The 17,059-nt window shown below is 63.8% G+C and carries 16 protein-coding genes and 1 tRNA gene; 12 read left to right on the forward strand and 5 right to left on the reverse strand.

Annotated elements, in window-relative coordinates:
- The first annotated feature begins 5 nt into the window (after positions 1–5).
- From bcsE to GA566_RS10465, 10 genes are all read left to right on the forward strand, one after another.
- Positions 6–1,763 carry a cellulose biosynthesis protein BcsE gene (bcsE, locus tag GA566_RS10420; protein ID WP_160472701.1) on the forward strand — a complete coding sequence of 586 codons (1,758 nt, stop codon included), beginning with the start codon at positions 6–8 and terminating at the stop codon, positions 1,761–1,763.
- Between the two features lie 3 nt (positions 1,764–1,766).
- Positions 1,767–1,967 carry a hypothetical protein gene (locus GA566_RS10425; RefSeq protein ID WP_137927860.1) on the forward strand — a complete coding sequence of 67 codons (201 nt, stop codon included), beginning with the start codon at positions 1,767–1,769 and terminating at the stop codon, positions 1,965–1,967.
- A complete protein-coding gene (gene bcsQ / locus GA566_RS10430; protein ID WP_237380135.1) occupies positions 1,964–2,743 on the forward strand; it encodes a cellulose biosynthesis protein BcsQ in 780 nt (259 codons plus the stop codon). The genes GA566_RS10425 and bcsQ overlap by 4 nt, the downstream gene beginning before the upstream one ends.
- Positions 2,740–5,343, forward strand: a complete 2,604-nt coding sequence (bcsA, locus tag GA566_RS10435) for a UDP-forming cellulose synthase catalytic subunit (RefSeq protein ID WP_160472702.1) — start codon at positions 2,740–2,742, stop codon at positions 5,341–5,343. Before bcsQ ends, bcsA begins: the two co-directional genes overlap by 4 nt.
- Positions 5,344–5,373: 30 nt before the next feature.
- Positions 5,374–6,951, forward strand: coding sequence for a cellulose biosynthesis protein BcsG (gene bcsG, locus GA566_RS10440; RefSeq protein ID WP_137927862.1), 1,578 nt, complete (start codon positions 5,374–5,376; stop codon positions 6,949–6,951).
- Positions 6,948–7,178: a YhjR family protein gene (locus tag GA566_RS10445; protein WP_237380137.1), complete on the forward strand. Its 231-nt coding sequence runs from the start codon at positions 6,948–6,950 to the stop codon at positions 7,176–7,178. The genes bcsG and GA566_RS10445 overlap by 4 nt, the downstream gene beginning before the upstream one ends.
- A 140-nt stretch (positions 7,179–7,318) precedes the next feature.
- Positions 7,319–8,542 carry a SpoIIE family protein phosphatase gene (locus GA566_RS10450; protein WP_237380139.1) on the forward strand — a complete coding sequence of 408 codons (1,224 nt, stop codon included), beginning with the start codon at positions 7,319–7,321 and terminating at the stop codon, positions 8,540–8,542.
- A 31-nt stretch (positions 8,543–8,573) separates the two neighbouring features.
- Positions 8,574–9,146: a SiaB family protein kinase gene (locus GA566_RS10455; RefSeq protein WP_137927864.1), complete on the forward strand. Its 573-nt coding sequence runs from the start codon at positions 8,574–8,576 to the stop codon at positions 9,144–9,146.
- Positions 9,147–9,170: 24 nt separating this feature from the next.
- Positions 9,171–9,560: a DUF1987 domain-containing protein gene (locus GA566_RS10460; RefSeq protein WP_160472704.1), complete on the forward strand. Its 390-nt coding sequence runs from the start codon at positions 9,171–9,173 to the stop codon at positions 9,558–9,560.
- A 37-nt stretch (positions 9,561–9,597) separates the two neighbouring features.
- Complete coding sequence (locus GA566_RS10465) at positions 9,598–10,311, forward strand: GGDEF domain-containing protein (RefSeq protein ID WP_137927875.1); 714 nt, start codon at positions 9,598–9,600, stop codon at positions 10,309–10,311.
- 15 nt (positions 10,312–10,326) lie between these two features.
- Here the strand turns inward: GA566_RS10465 and GA566_RS33545 are convergent, their stop codons facing one another.
- A complete protein-coding gene (locus GA566_RS33545; RefSeq protein ID WP_255459328.1) occupies positions 10,327–10,452 on the reverse strand; it encodes a hypothetical protein in 126 nt (41 codons plus the stop codon).
- Positions 10,453–10,606: 154 nt separating this feature from the next.
- Between GA566_RS33545 and GA566_RS10470 the strand changes: the two genes are divergently transcribed.
- On the forward strand, positions 10,607–11,182 hold the full coding sequence (locus tag GA566_RS10470) for a hypothetical protein (protein WP_160472705.1): 576 nt from the start codon (positions 10,607–10,609) through the stop codon (positions 11,180–11,182).
- Positions 11,183–11,196: 14 nt separating this feature from the next.
- Here GA566_RS10470 and GA566_RS10475 read toward each other — a convergent pair whose 3' ends face one another.
- The 4 genes from GA566_RS10475 to acs all read right to left on the reverse strand — a co-directional run bounded on the left by GA566_RS10475 (position 11,197) and on the right by acs (position 16,008).
- On the reverse strand, positions 11,197–11,400 hold the full coding sequence (locus GA566_RS10475; protein WP_137927867.1) for a hypothetical protein: 204 nt from the start codon (positions 11,398–11,400) through the stop codon (positions 11,197–11,199).
- Positions 11,401–11,722: 322 nt separating this feature from the next.
- A tRNA-Ser gene (locus GA566_RS10480) sits at positions 11,723–11,813 on the reverse strand.
- A 51-nt stretch (positions 11,814–11,864) separates the two neighbouring features.
- Positions 11,865–13,916: a sodium:solute symporter family protein gene (locus GA566_RS10485; RefSeq protein WP_160472706.1), complete on the reverse strand. Its 2,052-nt coding sequence runs from the start codon at positions 13,914–13,916 to the stop codon at positions 11,865–11,867.
- Positions 13,917–14,025: 109 nt separating this feature from the next.
- Positions 14,026–16,008 (reverse strand): acetate--CoA ligase, encoded by a 1,983-nt coding sequence (gene acs / locus GA566_RS10490; RefSeq protein WP_160472707.1) that lies wholly within the window; start codon positions 16,006–16,008, stop codon positions 14,026–14,028.
- Positions 16,009–16,364: 356 nt separating this feature from the next.
- Between acs and GA566_RS10495 the strand changes: the two genes are divergently transcribed.
- Positions 16,365–16,961: a TIGR00645 family protein gene (locus GA566_RS10495; protein WP_160472708.1), complete on the forward strand. Its 597-nt coding sequence runs from the start codon at positions 16,365–16,367 to the stop codon at positions 16,959–16,961.
- Positions 16,962–17,059 lie beyond the last annotated feature (98 nt).

The raw sequence follows: 17,059 nt of genomic DNA on the forward strand, positions 1-17,059 counted from the left end.
CAGCGATGAACGACGCCGCCAGCCGCCCCGCTTCTTCCCCTGCGTCTTCGCGCGCCCCGCTGCTCGCGCGACTGCAGGCGCGCAGCATGCTCGCCATCGAAGGACTCGCGCCCGCACTGGCCACGCTGACGCCGGGCCGGGCACACGTGGTCTACGCGCGGTCCTCGCCTGCGCGCGATGCGCTGTTCTGGCAAACCGCCGCATCTGCATTGCGCGGCCCCGCCTGTGTACTGGCGAACCGCGATGCGGCAGGCATTGCTGGCGCGTTGCGCGAACATGGCCTCGATATCGACGTGCCGCGCGCCATGCATGCGCGTGCCAACCTGTGCGCCCTGCAACCCCAACCGGGCCGCGCCGGCATCGATGCATTGATGGAAGCCCTGGACGCGCTGGTGGATCAATGCGGCGCGCGTGGCACACCGTTCCTCGTGGAAGGTGCCGAAGCGTTTATCGACTGGCAGGACGCCACTGCGATGACGCAGGCCGGTGGACGTCTCGGCGATTGGTGCGCGCAGGAGCGGTGCGCGCTGCTGCTCGTGATGGCACCGCCCGAACTCGAAGCGGGCCACGCGCCGCCTGACCTGCAAGGGTTTCATGGGCGCTTTGCCGGAGCGGTGCAGTTATCTCAGCAACAGGGGCAATACACCTGGGAAGTGGCCTTCTGGCGCGACGATCAGGCCGTGGTGGCCGGTGAAGTGATCCGTCTGCGCTTTGCACCGCACGAGCAGCGGCTGATGGTGGCCGCCGATACCTACCAGGGCGCCGTGGAAGATGCGGGCATGCTGGCGCCGGACGAGGATCGCGTGATTGCCAGTCGCGACGCCGTGCTGCGCGAGCGCTTTATCCCCGAATCCTGGCGCGTGGTGGATAGCAATGAAGCCGCAGTGGCAACCGCGAGCAAATCGGTGGCAGCCACTGTGATCCTGCACTACGCCGGCAGTCGTGACCTGGAGATGCTGGCGGGGCAGGTCCACCGGTTGCGGCGCAGTGCGGGCCGCGCCTTGAAAATCGTGATCCGCGAGGACCGCGAAGCCATGCGCCAGCACTACGAACTGCTCATGCTGAACCTCGGCGCCAATGCCGTGGTTGCGCAACGCACGCCTTTCGCGCGTATGCAATCCATGATCGATGGCCTGCAAGGACAGGTGTTCTCACGGCCCATCCTTGCCGACTATCACGAAGCGCTGTCGGCCGTGCTGACCACCACGGCCAGCGGCTACGTCACCGCCTCGACCTTCATCGCACTGTTGCGCGATGCGGTGGACCGCAGCCGCATGGTCAAGCTGCCGCATGTGCTGCTGCAACTGCCGCTGCTGCCGGAGGTGGCGCACATCGACGCCCTGCGCGCCTGCCAGATGAGCCGCGCGGGCGATCTGTGCACGGCTGGCGCCGACAGTCTCTACGCTTTCTTCTTCGCCTGCCGCATGGACGATGTGGATGCGGTCTGCCAGCGCGTGTTCCGCAAACCCATGGCCGATCTGTTCCAGGGCGACCTGCGCAGCGGCGATGCCGAATCCATCACGGCAGTGCTGACCCGTTTCGATGCCGAAGTGGCCGAGTATCCGCCGCCCGACTACAGCACGTGGCTGCCTGCGCAGCGGGACAGCCATCCGCCCGCGCAGCCGGAAACCTCCAGGGATACCGTCATCGTCGATGCACCCGCACCGGCCACGCTGCCGCTGGTGACACCCCGGCGCGCCACGCAGGGTGCCGCACGCGCGCTGCCCGAGCACTATCCGGTGCCACTCAAACCTCAGGACTGACCCATGCCCATCTTTCTCGGCTACTTCATCTGGGGACTGATCCTGGCGGCGCCACTGGCGTGGCTGACGTGGCGCCTCGACCTGCTGCGCTGGCTGCCGCGCTGGACAGCACCCCGACCACGCCGCGCCGTGCGCCTGCCGCCGCAGTTGCAGGCCATGGTGATACGCGGCAAGCGGCAGGTGCGCAGCGGAGACGGCCGATGAGCGACATGAGCCGGACCATCGCAATCGTGTCCACCACGGGCGGCGCCGGACGCAGCACGCTCACGGCGGAGTTGGCCTCGCTGCTGGCGTGGCGCAATCATGCGGTGCTCGCCATGGAGTGCGATCCGCGCAATGTGCTGGGTTTTCACTTCGGCCTGCGTGAGGCGGCCATCGACGGACTCGGTGCCTGCCTGCACGCTACCGCGCCCGCGTCATGGGCGGCAGCGGGCCAGCGCAGCGACGATGGCGTGCTGTTCGTCCCCTGGGGCGACAGCGTCGAAGCCGGTGCGATGGAGCGCCTGCCCGCGAACTGGCTCGCCCGTCAGGTGGAAGCCGTGGATCTGCCCAACGGTGGCGCGATCCTGATCGACACCACGCCGTGGCCCTCCGCCCATGCGGACCAGGCGATCGACGCGGCTGACCTTGTGCTGGTGCTGCTCCCGACACAGCCCGAGACCTGCCTGACGGTGCGCCGCCTGGCCGACAGCCTCGCTGCACGCGGCAAGACCGCGCGGTATCTCGCCACGCGGCTGAATCCTGCCCGTCAGCTTCATGTCGACATCATCGCCATGCTGCAGGCGATGCTGGGCGCCGCGATGTTGCCTTATCACGTGCACGAGGACAGCAGCGTGCCCGATGCGTTGGCGCGCAGCGAGAGCTTTAGTCGCAGCACGCCGCACTCGCAGGCCGCGCACGATCTGAATGGCCTCGCATCGTGGCTGGCCGCGTGGATCGACACCCCCGAGTCCGCCATCGCAGAGGGGAGTGCGGCATGAATGCGCGCTCGCCGGGTATGCGGATGCGGTTCGCGTCGGTACGCGACTGGCTGTCGCGCCAGCTCGGCGTTGGCACCAGCACCAGTGCCCAGCCGCATATCGGCGACTGGTTGCTGCGGTTGTTCTTCCAACCGCCCCGCCCCGGCAAGCCCGACATCCCCGCCGAGTGGGCCACCTTGCTCTATCGGCGCGCACTCGCCCGGCTAGGTGTCGCCAATGGGCGCAACCGCAATCACATCCACGCCGGCACGTGGATCTGGCGACTGTTCGTGCGTCCGCCGAAACCCCGCGTGCGACTGGCAGCCGATCCGCGCAAACAGCGCAGCGGTACGGTCGACCCCGAGCGCACCGGCTGGCTGCGGCGCGCGCTCGACCGTATCGTCGAACCTGTATGGCACGGCATGAGCCGTTTGCGGTACAAGCTATCGAAACGGTTGCCGCGGCCCGACTGGAATCGCGTGGCGTACGTCACTGAAACGATGTCGGCGCGCATCGGCCGCATTCCGTTCGTACTGCCTGTCTCGCTGGTGCTCGCTGCTATCGCCGTGCTCGCGGTCAGCACAACGCCGTTGCCGCTGGCGGATCAGATCCTGATGTTCGCCGTGATCTGGATCGGCTTGTCGATCGTGCGACGCGTACCCGGCCGGCTGGCCACGATCACGATGATCGCGCTGTCAACGCTGATGGCGGGCCGCTACATGTGGTGGCGTTCCACGCAGACGCTGCAGTTCGCCACGCCCACCGAAGCCGCCGTAGGCTATATCCTTTTCGCGGCGGAAATCTATACGTGGATCGTGCTGGCACTCGGCTATCTGCAGACCGCCTGGCCGCTGCACCGCAAACCCAAGCCGCTGCCGGTGGATGCCACGCAGTGGCCGACGGTCGATGTCTTCATCCCCACGTACAACGAATCGCTGAACGTCATCCAGCCAACTGTCTTCGCCGCGCGCAGCATGGACTGGCCCGCGCACAAGTTGCGCGTGTTCATCCTCGACGATGGCCGCAGGCCCCATATCGAGGCGTTCGCCAGGGAGGCAGGCGTCGGCTATCTGACACGTACGGACAACCGTCACGCCAAGGCGGGCAACATCAACGCGGCGCTGCCAAAGACCCATGGCGATTACGTGGCGATCTTCGACTGCGACCACATCCCCACGCGCTCTTTCCTGCAGATGACGATGGGCGAGTTTCTCGCCGATCCGAAATGCGCGCTAGTGCAGACGCCGCACCACTTCTTCTCGCCCGATCCATTCGAGCGCAACTTCGACACCTTCCGTCGCGTACCAAACGAGGGCAGCCTGTTCTACGGACTCATCCAGGACGGCAACGATTTCTGGAATGCCACGTTCTTCTGCGGATCGTGCGCGGTGATCAAGCGCGGGCCGCTGCTCGAAGTCGGCGGCATCGCTGTCGAGACCGTGACCGAGGATGCGCACACGGCGCTGAAGCTGCACCGCCGTGGCTACAACAGCGCGTATTTGCGCACGGTGCAGGCGGCAGGGCTCGCGACGGAAAGTTTGTCAGGCCATATCGGGCAGCGCATCCGCTGGGCACGCGGCATGGCGCAGATCTTCCGGCTCGACAATCCAATGCTCGGCAAGGGACTGAAGTTCTTCCAGCGCCTCTGCTATAGCAACGCGATGCTGCACTTCTTCTACGGCATCCCCCGGCTGATCTTCCTGACAATGCCGATTGCGTACCTGTACTTCGGGCTGCACGTGATCAATACCTCGGCACTGATGATCACCGCCTATGTGCTGCCGTACCTGATGATCGCCAACATCACCAACTCCCGGCTACAGGGCCGCTTCCGGCATTCGTTCTGGGCCGAGGTCTACGAGTCCGTGCTGGCGTGGTACATCGTGCTGCCCACTACTGTTGCCTTTATCAATCCGCGCGCGGGCAAGTTCAACGTCACGGCCAAGGGCGGGCAGATTGCCGATGACTACCTCGACTGGACCATCTCCAAGCCCTACCTGTTCCTGCTGGCGCTGAACATCATTGGCCTGGGCGCCGGTATCGGACGGCTACTGTTCACGGGCACCGAAGAGCCGGCCACAGTGCTGATGAACATGGCGTGGGCGCTGTTCAACCTGATGATGCTGGGCGCGGCCATCGGCGTGGCACGCGAGGCGCGGCAGGTGCGCGTTTCGCACCGCATTCCCATGCGCGTGCCGGCCACGCTGCTGCTGCCCGATGGACGCACGCTGGCGTGCAAGACCGAGAACTATTCGATGGGTGGTCTCGGCGTGGTGCTGCCGATCGACGTGCCGCTGCAGGAAGGCGCACGCCTGGGCGTCTGCCTGTCGCGCGGACCACGCACCTATCACTTTCCCGCCGTGGTCACGCGCAACGTCAATCGCCATCTTGGGGTGCGGATGGAAGACCTGACGGTGCAGCGCGAAACGCAACTGATCCAGTGCACGTTCGGCCGTGCCGATGCATGGATCGACTGGCTCGACGACGAACGCGTGGATGCGCCGCTGCGCAGCCTCAAGGAAGTGATCGAAATGGGCTATCAGGGGCTGCTGCGGCTCTACGATGCCTTCATGGATGCGGTGGACGTCATCGTCGCGCGACGACGATCGCGCCAGCCCTGACCGTTCGCACGGAAACGCAAGCGAGACCTCATGGGACTCTGGAACCTCTACTTTCTCGTCAAGCTCTACCTGTTCCATACCGGGCAGATGCATCCGATATGGCTCGTCAATATCGTGTTCGCGCTGCTGCTGGTGGCGCCGATGGAGTCACGCCCGCTGCGCATCATCCGACAGCTTCTTGCCATCGGCTTCGGCGCCGCGCTCGCGTGGCACGAATCCACACTGCCGCCGTTCGAGCGCGTGATTTCGCAGTTCACCAACATCAGCGAGTTCACACCGGCCTACCTGCTGGAACTGCTGCAGCGGATCGTTTCGATCCAGCTCGTGGTGGCCGCCCTGCTGGTGCTTGCACTGTTCCTGCTGGTCAACCGCTGGGTACGCACCACCACGTTCGTACTGATCGCACTGTTCGCGATGCCGTTCTGGTATGGGCTCGGCGTCAACCTGCCGGGTGCCGGCGCACGACAGGCCGCCGCGCGCACGGCCGACAGCCCGCGTGCGAACATCGACGCCACCAATAATTACGACGCCATCCTGGCCGCGTTCCGCGAGAAGGAAGCACAGCGCAGCGCCACCATGACGCCGCTGACGGCGAGTCCCGATGCGCAGTTCGACGTCATCCTGCTGCATATCTGCTCGCTGTCCTGGGACGATCTCGACGCGGCCAAGAGCACCAACCATCCGCTACTCTCGCGCTTCGACTACCTGTTCAAGAACTTCAGCTCGGCGGCCAGCTACAGTGGCCCGGCGGCCATCCGCGTGATGCGCGCCTCGTGCGGACAAGAGGCGCACAAGGACCTGTATGACCCCGATCCCGAGCAATGCCATCTGTTCGCCGATCTGGCACAGGCTGGATTTGCGCCGCACATCCTGATGAACCACGATGGCCGCTTCGACAATTTCCGCGCCATCGTGGAAAAGGAGATTGGCGTACCGGGCATCCAGGCCGAGGCCACCGAAGGCGTACCGGAGGCCATGCGCTCGTTCGACAATTCCCCGATCCTCGGTGACTTTGCCACCTTCGACCACTGGTACAGCCGGCTGCCGAAGACGCGCAAACCCGTGGCGCTGTACTACAACACGGTGACGCTGCACGATGGCAATCGGCTGCCCGGCAAGCGGCTGACCAGCCTGGAGTCGTACCCGCTGCGCCTGAAGGCTCTGCTCGACGACGTGGACCGCATCATCGACTCGATCGAGAAGTCGGGCCGCCGCGCTGTGGTGGTCTTCGTGCCCGAGCACGGCGCAGCGCTGCGCGGCGACAAGAACCAGATCTCGGGCCTGCGGGAAATTCCCACGCCGCACATCATCCACGTTCCCGTTGGCGTCAAGCTCGTGGGGCTGCCCGCACCGCAGGCACAGGCGCAGGGACAACCCGCTGCACCTGTGACGATCGACGCACCGATGAGTTTTCTCGGTCTGTCGCAACTGGTGTTCAATCTCGTGGCCGACAGCCCGTTCCGTGCGGGCGCTCCCGCGCTGACGCACTACGCCGAAGACCTGCCACAAACCGCGATGGTGGGCGAGAACGAGGGCACGATCACGATGAAACGCACCGAAGGCTACGTGATCCATACGCCGGACGGCGTATGGGTGGAGCAGAAATGAGCAAGGTCACCGGCCTGAGCCGGTCCATCACGTCGCGCAAGGCCGGCATCGCCTACAACGATATCGACGCGCTGGCCCGTCATGTCGAGGGCTTCGACGCGCAGCACTACTTCGACCAGCAGGGCGAGGTAGAGACCCATGCAGCCATGCAGCGGTGGCCGATGCTGGCGCGAGCGCTAGGCATCGCGCCAGCATCGGATCTTCCCGATACCACCCCGGAATCCTAATGCCGCCACCCCTCGCGAGAGGGGCCGAGAATCACACCCGCATGACACTGCGCGTCACGGATTCGTCATAAACGCTGCCTAGACTCTGGACCTTCCAATTCCCTGGTCCTTTCGTCATGTCCGGCTTTCTGGTGGATCCTATGGCTGCCCGACCGCGCTTCCGGCAGCCCTGCGCGGAGGATCTGGCCGCGCCGACGCCATCCGTCACCACCGACCATACGAACCAGGATGTGCTCGATGTCTTCGGGCTGCACCGCGACCTCGCCTGCCTGCCCGTCACCGAGCAAGGCAAGCCCATCGGCCTGATCAACCGGTCGATCTTCCTGTCCCAGATGAGCAAGCCGTATCACCGCGAACTCTACAACCGCAAGAGCTGCATCGCGTTCATGGACAAGGAACCGCTGGTGGTGGACGCGGCCATGAGTATCGACGCCCTCACCTTCCGTACCGTGGAGTACGGCGAGAAAGCGCTGGCCGATGGATTCATCATCGCGCGCGACGGCCAGTACATCGGGTTGGGGCAAGGTCTGCAACTCATGCGCGTAGTGGCGGACATGCAGGCCGAGCGCAACCGCCAGATCATGCATAGCATCGACTACGCCAGCACGATCCAGCGGGCGATGCTGCGTACCTCGCGCGAATCGCTGGCGGCCACGTTGCCCGACGCCGCGCTGGTCTGGGAACCGCGTGACGTGGTAGGCGGAGATTTCTATCACTTTGCCGCGTTCGAAGATGGCTGGTTCGCCGCGCTGGCCGATTGCACCGGCCACGGCGTGCCGGGCGCATTCATGACGCTGATCGCATCGTCGCTGCTCGGCCAGGCGCTGGATCAACTCGGACCGCGCGATCCCGGCGCACTGCTGGCCGCGGTGAATCGCGGCATCAAGCAGATGCTCGGACAGAACGATCGCGAGCCGCGCCTGGTGCCAGACGCGTCGGCGTCGGACGATGGCATGGATGCCGCGTTCTTCTGGTTCGACAATGCCACGCGCACACTGACCTTTGCGGGCGCCAAGTCGTTTGTGTTTGTCCGCCAGCCCGGCGACGCCGATGGCGAGATGGTCAACGGCGCGCGCATGGGCGTGGGCTACGTGGACACCGCCATGGACTTTGCCTGGCAGAACGTCACCGTCCCCACGCAAGCGGGCACGCTGGTATTCGTGACCACGGATGGACTGGTCGACCAGATCGGCGGCCCCCGGGAAATCGCGTTCGGCAAGCGGCGCATGCGCGAGGCGATCTGCGCGCAACCCGACGCCTCGGCCGTAAGCGTCAGCGAGACCGTGCTCGACGCGCACCGGGCCTGGCAGGGCGAGCAGCGTCGTCGCGACGACCTGACCTTCTTCTGTTTCCGCGCGCGATGACCATTCCGGCCGCGCGCCACATCCCCCGCACATGACTGCCGCACATTCGATTGACAAGGAATATGAGCCGTTCTTCCAGATGGCTCGGGAACGCAACGTGATCTTCTACTACGTCGGCTATTTCTCGCAGAACATCATCGCCGCCATGTCCGATGCCGTGCGCCTGCAGCTCACGGTCAGCGGCGTGGATGGTCCTACGCGACGCAAGCTGTTCTCCTCGTTCGTGGAGATGGCGCAGAATATCGTGCACTATTCGTCCGACTCGCTGACGGAAGAATCCCATTCTGACGGGCAACTGCGCCACGGATCGGTCTGCATCAGCATGGTGGACGAGCACTACCGGCTGATGTGCTCCAACCCGGTATCGTCGATGCGCGTGGAGCAACTGCGCGGCGCGCTGGAAAAGGTGCGCACGATGACGCTGGACGAGATCAAGGTCGCCTACAAGCAGACGCTGCGCGCCGAAGCACCGGAAGGCAGCAAGGGGGCAGGACTCGGACTCCTGACGATGGCACGCGATGCCAGCGCCCCCCTCGAATACAACTTTCAGCCGATCGACACGGACCCGGTCTCGACGATGTTCCAGCTCGTCGCCACCATCTGATCCGCCGATCGCACAGAGCCAGCCATGGAAAACCTGTTCATCGCCGCCACGCCAAGCTCGCCAGAAGTGAGCTTCGACTTTGCGCGCCACACGCTATCGCTCAAGGGCGAATCCTATCCGGAGAACGCGGCCGTCTTCTACGGCGAAGCCATCGCCCGCCTGCGCCGCTATCTGGCCGACTGCGAGGACGCGTCGGTCACGGTCAACGTGGCGCTGACGTACTTCAACAGCTCCAGCACCAAGATGCTGTTCAGCATGTTCGATGCGCTCAACGAAGCCGCCGAACGTGGCAACCATGTGCGCCTGCACTGGTTCCACGACGAGGACGACGACACGATCCTGGAGTTCGGCCAGGAACTGCATGCCGACTTCCCGGCCATCGACTTCATCGACGAAGTGACCGCCAACAGTTGAACCGTTGAACGCCCCCCGCGACATCCTTCCGTCCGCCGTGACCGAGCCGGACCTGTTCGACTCCGAGAACAGCGTGCTCGCCCACGCGAAGGCCGTGTTCTGCGACGTGGACGCAGGCGAGGACGCCTATCGCCATACGCTGGGTCAGTTGATCAGCTACTACGAGCGGCTGATGCGCGAGACCCGTCGCCTGATCCGTCGCAGCGACCGCGAGGAACTGGAGATGAACCGGCTGAACCACCGGCTCCAGGAACTGGCGCAGGAGCTGGAGTATCGGGCCACGCACGACACACTGACCGGTGCACTGAATCGCGGCGCCGTGATCGACCTCGCCACCGCCGCGCTGGCGCGCGGAAGCCTGGCGCTCATCGTGCTCGACATCGATCATTTCAAACGGCTCAACGACGATTTCGGCCACCCCGTGGGAGATGCCGTGATCTGCGGCGTGACCGCGTGCCTCAAGGACACGATCTGCGCGGAAGGTGCCATCGGCCGCGTGGGTGGCGAGGAATTCGCGGCGCTGCTGCCCGACGTCGCCCTGCCGGACGCCATGGCCCTGGCCGAACGGATGCGCGAGGCTATTGCCAGCTATCGCTGCGCCGCGCCAGTGGACCGGACCATCACCGCCAGCTTCGGCGTGAGCTGGTCCGCCCAGGGCCGCACCTTCGCCCACGCCTATGGCCGCGCCGACGAAGCGCTCTACATGGCCAAGCGCGGCGGCCGCAACCGCGTGGAGCAAGCCGCCGCCTGACCCTCCTTCCTGGCCCTACCGTTCGATGCGGTTCGGATGCGTGGCGTAGTACGCCAGCACGATCGACGCCGTCAGCGCCATGCCGGCCACGGCAAACGCAATCAGGGTGGGAAAGGCAATGCCCGAGCTTTCCTTCGACATGCGTGACTCCGTGAGTGTGGTTTTAACGCGTGATCTGAGGCGTAGTCAGTTTCAGCGTAGTCAATCCATCCGCATTTTGCGAATCGTCTTATGTCCCTCCACTGCCGTTCCGTGGACAGTCTTACCTGAACCACTTCTTTCACGAGGATCAGGTATGCAAAGACGAAGACGGACACGCAGCGGTCCGATCACCCGCAACGAATTCGATATCCAGATGGCGCACTTCTCGGCCTTGACCAGGGAAAGGTATGAGGCCGAGGCCGAATTAAGGCGGCAGTGGAACGACTCGTATGAACGACGGCGGGCCAAGGAGCGGGCGGATGATGAGCGGCGTGAAGCCGAGCATGAACGGCGCGCAGCCGAATTCCGTGCGACGTTGGCGGAATGGAAGGCCGAGAACGATCGCAGGCATCAGGAGCACCGCGACAATCTGGCGGCCGACATCGAAAACCAGAAACACGAGAGAGCGCAGTGGAGAGCCGATTTCCAGGCTATCAAGAACGAGATGGCGGAACTTCGCAAGGACTTCCGGTCTCTGAAGTGGAACATCTGGTTCGCGGCATGCGGAACGATCATCGGTCTGGCATCGCTGAACGCCGCAATGTCTTCGAACATACTCAGCGCATTCGAATCCGGCCGGAATTCCGCAGTATCCCGAGTGACTCCCTGGCAGATCCTGTTCGGATTTGACCGCGAGACAATCGATGAGACCAGGCCACCACTGCCGTAGCGCTTACCCTCCCACTAGCGGACGGGCGTATCCCCTGCTCGTATCGACGTACTGCCGGCAGGCGCCATCACGCCCATGCCATCCTTCTCGTTGGCATTCTGCTGCGTCGACATACGCGGCGGCTCGGGCGCCGGAGGCAGGAGATGATTCGTCTGGCGAGACAGGCAACCAGTCAGGAGCAACACCATCACGACACCAGCAATCTTGCGGTACGGCATGTCTTGCCCTCCCAGAATGCGCTACGAGACGATGTGGTACGGATACCCGTGTCTTCCGGGGCACCTTGTCGTTATAGGCGCCAGTTGGCCGGGCGTAAACCTCACAATTTCGGACGGCGCAGTCATCGCGCGACGAATGGAAACGAAAACGCCCGCTTGCGCGGGCATTTGTATTCTGGCGGAGAGAAGGGGATTCGCCTACACAGGCGCAGGCCGCGGATTGGCTTGCAAGCCAATCCCTTCGACTCCCCTACGCAAGCCAAACTATTGGCTTGCTTCTCTCCGGATGTGAAAACGCCCGCTTGCGCGGGCGTTCGTATTCTGGCGGAGAGAAGGGGATTCGAACCCCTGATAGGCTATTAACCTATACACGCTTTCCAGGCGTGCGACTTCAACCACTCATCCATCTCTCCGGGAAGTCGGCGATTATAACAGGATCCGGACGGGTGTCCAGAGAACGGACTTCACCCCTTCCGCAAATAATTCACGAGCCTGTCGATCACCGGCGCGTTGCGTGGCGTGATCAGGCTTACCAGAATCGCAGCGGCAAACCCGGCTGGTACGCCGAACGCACCTGACGCTATAGGGTCCACACCAAACCAGCGGTTGCCGAAAATGCCCGTCATGCGAGTGAAGAACGGATAGTTGACGAAGATGTAGTAGACCGCAACGGAGAGTCCGGTTGCCATGCCGGCCACGGCGCCGGCTGCCGTCGTGCGGCGCCAGAAAATTGCCAGCACCAGCACCGGGAAGAAACTCGACGCCGCCAGCGAGAACGCCGCGCCAACGAGGAACAGGATATTGCCGGGGCGCAGCGAGGTGACGTACGAGGCAAACAACGCCACGGCCAGCAGTACGATCTTGGCCGTGGTCACGCGGCGCTGGTGGCTCGCCTGCCGGTCGATCATGTGATAGTAGACGTCATGTGAAAGCGCGTTGGCGATGGTCAGCAGCAGCCCATCGGCAGTAGACAGCGCGGCAGCCAGGGCGCCCGCGGCGACGAGGCCGGAGATCACGTAAGGCAACCCGGCGATTTCCGGCGCGGCCAGCACGATCATGTCGGGCTGGATCAGGATTTCGGCCCATTGCACGATGCCGTCCCCGTTGATATCGCGAATGCCGAAGACCGGTGGATCCACCTTGCGCCATTGCACTACCCACTGCGGCAAGTCGGCATAGGATGTTCCCACCAGATGCTGGAAGAACTCCGCCTTGACGAGCACCGCGAGGGTCGGCGCCGAGACATAGAGCAGTGCGATGAAGAACACGGCCCAGGCCACCGAGTTGCGCGTTTCCTTGACCGAAGGTGTCGTATAGAGCCGCGTCAGGATGTGCGGCAGGCTCGCCGTACCCACCATCAGGCAAAACACCAGCAATACGAAATTAAGCCGGCGGGTGTCGCGTTCCTGCTCGCTGGCAGCCGGATAGGGTTCCGCCGATGGTGTCGATGGCTGGCTTCGGCTCAGTGCCTCGGCGCGCATCTGGCTCCATTGCTGCTGGGCATCGGCTGCATCCACCGGAAATGCCTGCCGCTCCCGCTCCACAGTCTTGATCTCGCGTAGCGGCGCATTGCGCGCACGGAGTTCGAGCAGGCGCGCGTCCAGCGCGTTGCGGTCCTCGATGAACGACTGCGGCAACCGTGCGATGCGATCCTGCAGGTCCACGGCCTGCTTCAGGAACATCTCGCGCACCTGCCGCTCCGCCGGGTCTTTCTCCAGCCGCTGCTCCGCCGCTTCGATCTGGTTCAGCAGCCCTCCATAACCTATCTGTGGCAGCACCTGCTGATGATGCTTCCATGCGATCAACGACACGGCCAGTAGAAACGCCACGATCAGCATGATGTACTGCGCCACCTGCGTCCAGGTCACCGCACGCATCCCGCCCAGGAACGAGCAGACGAGGATGCCCGCCAAGCCGAAGAACACGCCGACCGCAAACTCCACGCCGATAAAACGCGTGACGATCAGTCCCACGCCCTGGATCTGCGCCACGAGATAGACGAATGAACACAGCGACGCGGCCAGCACGGCAATCGCGCGCACCGGAATGTTGCCGCCCGGCCGGCCATTGCCGTAGCGTGCGGCGAGAAAATCGGGAATCGTGTAGCCGCCGTACTTGCGAAGGTATGGCGCCAGCAGGAACGCCACCAGACAGTAGCCGCCCGTCCACCCCATGACATAGGCCAGCCCCTCGTAGCCCGAGGCAAAGATAATGCCGGCCAGCCCGATGAACGACGCCGCGCTCATCCAGTCCGCAGCAATCGCCATGCCGTTGAACATCGCCGGCACGCGCCGCCCCGCCACGTAGTACTCATTGAGATCCGACGTGCGGCAGATCAGCCCGATGCACGCATAGATCGCAATCGTGACGAACAGGAAAACATAGCCGAGCCACAACGCATCTGCATTGGAATGCTCCAGCAACCCCATCATGCCGACGAACGCGAACAGGCCCAGCGTGAAGAGGCCGTAGTACAGCATCAACCGGTTGCGGAAACGCGACTGGGTATCTGGCATCAATGACGCATCAACGTAGGAAGCGACAACGCAAGGCGATGGAACAAAAATGCCCGCCCCGGGCAACGCCGGAACGGGCACAGCGTGAATCGGTCACGCGCGCAGCAGCTTACTGCGTCTGCTTCAACTGGTCGAGGATGGCCGGATTCTCCAGCGTGGAGGTGTCCTGCGTGATTTCCTCGTTCTTGGCCAGCGAACGCAGCAGGCGTCGCATGATCTTGCCCGAGCGGGTCTTGGGCAGATTGTCACCGAAACGGATGTCCTTGGGCTTGGCGATCGGACCGATCTCCTTGCCCACCCAGTTGCGCAGTTCGGCCGCGATCTGGGTGGCTTCGTCACCGGTCGGACGCGAGCGCTTGAGCACCACGAACGCACAGATGGCCTCGCCCGTCGTATCGTCCGGACGACCCACCACGGCGGCCTCGGCCACGATCGGATTGGACACCAGCGCCGACTCGATCTCCATCGTGCCCATGCGGTGGCCTGACACGTTCAGCACGTCGTCGATGCGGCCCATGATCGTGAAGTAGCCCGTTTCCTTGTCGCGGATCGAACCATCACCGGCCAGGTATAGCGTGCCGCCGAGTTCTTCCGGGAAGTAGCTCTTCTTGAAACGCTCCGGATCGCCCCAAATCGTGCGGATCATCGACGGCCACGGACGCTTGATCACCAGGATGCCACCGCTACCGTTCGGCACGTCCTGCCCGGTCTCGTCGACGATGGCTGCCATGATGCCGGGCAGCGGCAGCGTGCACGAACCCGGCACCAGCGGCGTGGCGCCCGGCAGCGGCGTGATCACGTGGCCGCCGGTCTCGGTCTGCCAGAACGTATCGACGATCGGGCAACGCTCGCCGCCGATGTTCTTGTAGTACCACATCCACGCTTCGGGGTTGATCGGCTCACCTACCGTGCCCAGCAATCGCAGGCTGGACAGGTCGTACTGTTTCGGATGGATTTTCTCGTCCGCCTCGGCCGCCTTGATCAGCGAGCGGATTGCCGTGGGCGCCGTGTAGAAAATGCTGACCTTGTGGCGCTGGATCATTTCCCAGAACCGGCCGGCATTCGGGAAGGTCGGAATCCCTTCGAACACTACCTGCGTGGCGCCAGCCGCCAGCGGGCCGTAGGCAATATAGGTATGGCCGGTGACCCAGCCGATATCGGCGGTACACCAGAACAGGTCATTGGGCTTGATGTCGAACGTCCAGCGCATCGTCATCAGTGCCCACAGCAGGAAACCGCCCGAGCTGTGCTGCACACCCTTCGGCTTGCCCGTGGAACCCGAGGTGTAGAGCACGAACAGCGGATGCTCGGCACCCACCGGCTGCGGCTCGCAATAGTCGGGCTGGCCGGCGGAGACATCCTCCATCCAGCGGTCGCGGCCTTCGGTCCAGGCCACGTTATTGCCGGTGCGGCGATAGACGACCACGTGCTTCACGGCTTCGCAGCCGCCCAGCGCGAGCGCCTCGTCGGCAATGGCCTTCAGCGGCAGCGCCTTACCGCCACGCATCTGTTCATCGGCCGTGATCAGCGCCACGGCGCCCACGTCCACCAGACGTTCCTGCAATGACTTCGCCGAGAAGCCGCCGAACACCACCGAGTGCGTGGCGCCGATACGTGCGCACGCCTGCATGGCCACGACGCCTTCCACGGACATCGGCATGTAGATGACCACGCGGTCGCCCTTCTTGATGCCGAGGGCCTTCATGCCATTGGCAAAGCGGCTGACCTTGGCCAGCATGTCCTTGTAGCTGACGTGCGTGACGGTGCCGTCGTCGGCCTCGAACACGATTGCGGTCTTGTCGCCAAGACCCTTGTCGATATTCCGTTCGAGACAGTTGTAGGAGACATTGAGCTCGCCGTCGTCGAACCACTTGTAGAACGGCGCGTTGCTCTCGTCGAGCACCTTGGTGAACGGCTTGTCCCAGTGCAGCAGCTCGCGGGCATGGCGCGCCCAGAATCCTTCGTAATCCTTCTCGGCCTCGGCGCACAAGGCGTTGTACGCGTCCATGCTGGGAATGGCCGCATCCTTCGCAAAGGCTTCGGGGGGATTGAAAACGCGATGCTCCTGCATCACCGACTCGATGGCGGACATGGTTGTCTCCTGTTGGCTTTATGACTGCTTTGCGTGCAAGGTACGCCCGGCGCCTTACTTAAACCTGACGGTCAGGCCTGACAGTCGAACGCCAATCCACACGCGACACGCGTGGTGCGTTGCAACAGCAGAAGCGGGGCCAGACGCGGGAGACTGGGGGCACAAGTGCAGTCGGCACTACTAACTTAGCACAGCTATCTACACGGTGCCTGCAATACCCGAACAGGGCAATCGCCTTTTGGCACGCGCCGCGGTGACGTTCGGTTACCAGCGTGCGCATTCAATGTCATAAGACGCACGGTACAATCTGGACCCGTTTCAATTGTCTGCTGACATTCACACCGATCCGCACGCCCATGGCCGACACCCCCTACCGTCCGCAACCTTCGTATCGCCCCCTCCGTCCGATTCCGCGCATCATCTTCGCCTCGCGCTGGCTGCAACTGCCGCTCTACCTCGGTCTGATCGTCGCGCAGGGCGTCTACGTCTACCACTTCCTCGTCGAGGTCTGGCACCTGCTGTCGCATGTGACCACCTATGACGAGACCAAGATCATGCTGGTGGTGCTGGGCCTGATCGACGTCGTGATGATCTCGAACCTGCTGATCATGGTGATCGTGGGCGGCTACGAAACCTTTGTGTCGCGCCTTGGCATCGACAACCATCCTGACGAGCCCGAGTGGCTCGACCACGTCAACGCCGGGGTTCTCAAGGTCAAGCTGTCGATGGCGCTGATCGGCATTTCGTCGATCCACCTGCTGAAGACCTTCATCGATGCAGACCAGCGCAGCACCCATACGATCATGTGGCAAGTGATCATCCACGTGGCGTTCCTGGCCTCGGCGCTGGCCATGGCCTGGGTAGACCGCATGGTTTCCCACGGGCCGCATCCAGCGCCCAGCCATGGAAATGGACACACCGCCACCGATGGTGCGGCGCAACAGACACACTGAACATTCCTACCTCGCCGGGGTGACTTCCTCGCCCCGCACAAATACCCGACCAAAGCTGTCGACGGCTGTATGCATGCCATACAGCCGTCGTCGCCATG

The sequence above is a fragment of the Cupriavidus sp. SW-Y-13 genome, from assembly GCF_009793345.1.
In the GTDB taxonomy this organism is placed as follows: Bacteria; Pseudomonadota; Gammaproteobacteria; order Burkholderiales; family Burkholderiaceae; genus Cupriavidus.